The 3,035-nt window shown below is 71.3% G+C and carries 4 protein-coding genes; 1 reads left to right on the top strand and 3 read right to left on the bottom strand.

Going from position 1 to position 3,035, the window contains the following annotated elements:
- A partial coding sequence (locus ACIRDX_RS22290; protein WP_396627615.1) for a nucleoside hydrolase-like domain-containing protein occupies nucleotides 1–366 on the bottom strand: 366 nt, incomplete at its 3' end.
- A gap of 181 nt (nucleotides 367–547) precedes the next feature.
- Between ACIRDX_RS22290 and rbsK the strand changes: the two genes are divergently transcribed.
- Nucleotides 548–1,465 carry a ribokinase gene (gene rbsK, locus ACIRDX_RS22285; protein ID WP_396627614.1) on the top strand — a complete coding sequence of 306 codons (918 nt, stop codon included), beginning with the start codon at nucleotides 548–550 and terminating at the stop codon, nucleotides 1,463–1,465.
- A gap of 33 nt (nucleotides 1,466–1,498) precedes the next feature.
- Here the strand turns inward: rbsK and ACIRDX_RS22280 are convergent, their stop codons facing one another.
- Nucleotides 1,499–2,536, bottom strand: a complete 1,038-nt coding sequence (locus ACIRDX_RS22280) for an FAD:protein FMN transferase (RefSeq protein ID WP_396627613.1) — start codon at nucleotides 2,534–2,536, stop codon at nucleotides 1,499–1,501.
- Nucleotides 2,537–2,632: 96 nt separating this feature from the next.
- The coding region (locus ACIRDX_RS22275; RefSeq protein WP_396627612.1) for an amidohydrolase family protein at nucleotides 2,633–3,035 on the bottom strand (403 nt) is incomplete at its 5' end.

Raw genomic sequence — 3,035 nt, 5'->3', positions numbered from 1 at the left:
CATGCCGAAGCCGGGCTGCCCCGCGGCGACCACGGCACGCAGCGCCTCCACGGTGGGATACCCGGCAGCGTGCGTCGCCAACCGCGGCTGCACCTGCGCGTAGGCGTCGAGCACGGAACGGATCACGTCGACGCGCGTCCCGTTGCGCATCCACGTGGAGGTGGTGGCCACGAGCCCCTCGATGTCGAGTCCGTCGGCGTACACGAGCAGCCGCACGAGCGACATCTGGTCGTCGGGCTCGTTGGCGATGTCGGTCAACACGAACACGCGCGGCCGCGCGATGTACGGATCGGGTACCGCCTGCGCCGGCGTGGTCACGGCCTGCTGCGCCACGACGGGAACCGACACGACGAGCCCGGCGCACATGCATGCGAGGCTCACCACACGACGAACGCCAGGACGAATCAATCGAGCCACGCAGCACTCCGGTGAATGCCGGCCAGCATACCCCTTCCCCCCTTCGCCCTTCCCCCTTCCGTCCTTCCCCCTTCCCGCCCTGCCTTCTTTCCTTCTTCCCTTCTGCTCTTCTTTCCTTTCTGATAGTGCCGTGCCCCGCATCGCCGTCGTCGGCAGCCTCAACATGGACCTGGTGGTGCGCGCCCCCCGTTTCGCGCAGCCGGGCGAGACGCTCACGGGTCACCGCTTCCTGACGGTTCCCGGCGGCAAGGGCGCCAACCAGGCCGTGGCGGCGCAACGGCTGGGCGGGACGGTGGCGATGGTCGGGTGCGTCGGTGAGGACGCCTTCGGGCTCGCGATGGCACAGGGCCTGGCCGACGAAGGGATCGACGTCACGCGCGTCGACGTGCGCGGCGGCGAGGCGTCCGGTGTGGCGTTGATCACGGTGGACGATGCAGGCGAGAACTCGATCGTGGTGGTGCCGGGGGCCAACGGCACGCTCGGCGAGGCAGACATCGTGCTGGCGGATGCGGTGATCGCCGGAGCGAAGGTGCTGCTCTTGCAGCTCGAAGTGCCGATGGCGGCGGTGCTGGCCGCTGCGCGTCGCGCGCGAGAGATCGGCGCGGTCGTCGTGCTCAATGCCGCGCCGGCCGCCGCGGTGCCCGACGCGCTCCTGGCGCTCGTGGACTACCTCGTGGTGAACGAAACCGAGCTCTTCTCGCTGGCGGGTGCTGGCGCGACCGACCTGCCGTCGGCCGTGGCGGCACTTCGGGCACGCGGCGCGCGCACGATCGTCGTCACGCTCGGGGCTACCGGTGCGCGCCTGATCCCTGTCGACGGCGACGCGCTCATGGTCCGGGCCTACACCGTGGACGTGGTCGATTCGACAGCTGCGGGCGACGCGTTCGTGGGTGCCTTCGGGGTCGCGCTGGCCGAGGGCGCCGACGATGCCACCGCCTTGCGGCGAGGCAACGCGGCGGGCGCGCTAGCCGTGACGCGCGCGGGCGCGCAGCCCTCGCTCCCGACCCGCGCCGAACTCGACGCCTGGCTGCGGACGCCTGGAAGGTAGGGCCGGTTGTCCCAACCCGGCCCGCACGGCGCCCTACCTCTGCGTCGCCGCGATCTCGCGCATGCGCCGCGACACCCGCGTCGAGACCTGCCCGTCCTTGCGCACCACGACGAGCGCCGCGGCCTCCGGATCGCGCTCGACCAGGGCCAGCCCACGCTCGGCGCCGAGAATCCCCATCGTCGTGTCGAGGCCATCGGCATCGACGCCATGCGACGCGATGACGGTGACGGTGATGTCGTCGACGAGACCCATGCGCGACGTCGGGTCGATCACGTGGGAATAGCGGCGGCCGTCGACGTCGAGGTGCTGCTCGCTGTTGCCCGACGTCGACACGGCGGCGTTGGCGAGCCGCAACACGGCCGGGACGCCGACATCGCCGAGGTCACCGTCGTGCACGCGGATGCGCCAGCCCGGCAGCCCGGGTGGCGCGTCGCTGAAGGCAAGGTCGCCGCTGATGGCGACCAGTGCGCTGCGCACGCCGAGCGCCGAGATGGCGGCAAGCGCCTCGCTCGCCGCGTAGCCCTTGCCGATGCCGCCCACGTCCAGCTGCATGCCCGCCTGATCGAAGGCCACCACGCAGCGCGACGCGTCGAGGCGCATGTGACGGTAGCCCGTGCGACGGGCGGCCTCCTCGAGGGCGGCGGGATCCGGCAGTCGCTTCGCCTTGCGTGCCTCGCGCCACAGCCGGATGACCGGCCCCTGCGTCACGTCGAAGGCGCCCTCGGTGGCCTCGGCCAGGGCCTGCGCACGCGACAGCACGCGGCAGAGGTCATTGCCGATCGGCACGTCGCGCCCCACGGCGTCGCGGGTCACACGGCTCAGCTCGCTGTCGGGCAGGTAGTCGGACAACGCGGCGTTCACGGCAACGATGCGATCGAACCCCGCACGCAGTGCCTCGCGCGCAGACGCGGCGTCGGGGGCATACACCGTGATGCGAGCCAGCGTGCCCATGTGCGGCTCCACGCCCTCGAACCGCTCGAGCGCGGGCTGCGCCTGAGCCAGCCCAGCGGCAGGCACGAGCCACGCCAGCAGCAGAGCGACGATCGTGGGGTGCCACAGCCGTCGGCACATGCGGTGATTATGGGGTGCGGCGGGCCGGGTTGGGACAACCGGCCCTACCCTCGCGAAACCCGCTCCCCGCTACCCGATACCCGATACCCGTCCCCGCTACAGCCTGAACACCCGCTTCGCGTTCTCGTAGAGGAGCTTCCGCTCCACGGCCTTGCTGCCCGCCAGGCGGCGCAGCGCGGCAATGGTCTGCGCGCCCTGGCACTTCTCGCCGCTGCCGACGTGGTCGTTGCAGTCGCTGCCATAGAGCAGCTTGTCCTGGTGGCGCACGAGGAAGTCGCGCGTGAAGGCCTCGTCGCGCGTCAGCGCGTTGAGCCCCGAACCCGCCGACAGGTCGCCGTACATGTTCGGGTAGTCGCGCAGGTAGCGATCAGTGATGCCGCCCGGCCGCACGGGCCCCTTCGGGTACAGCACCTTCTGGTCGGCATGGCCGGCGTCGATGTTGGCCCACCACGTCTGCGCGTGGCCGATGAAGGTCACGCGCGGGAACTTCTCCAGCATC

The sequence above is a fragment of the Luteitalea sp. genome, from assembly GCF_044337415.1.
Taxonomy (GTDB): domain Bacteria; phylum Acidobacteriota; class Vicinamibacteria; order Vicinamibacterales; family Vicinamibacteraceae; genus Luteitalea.
This window is presented reverse-complemented; position numbering and strand designations above follow the sequence as displayed.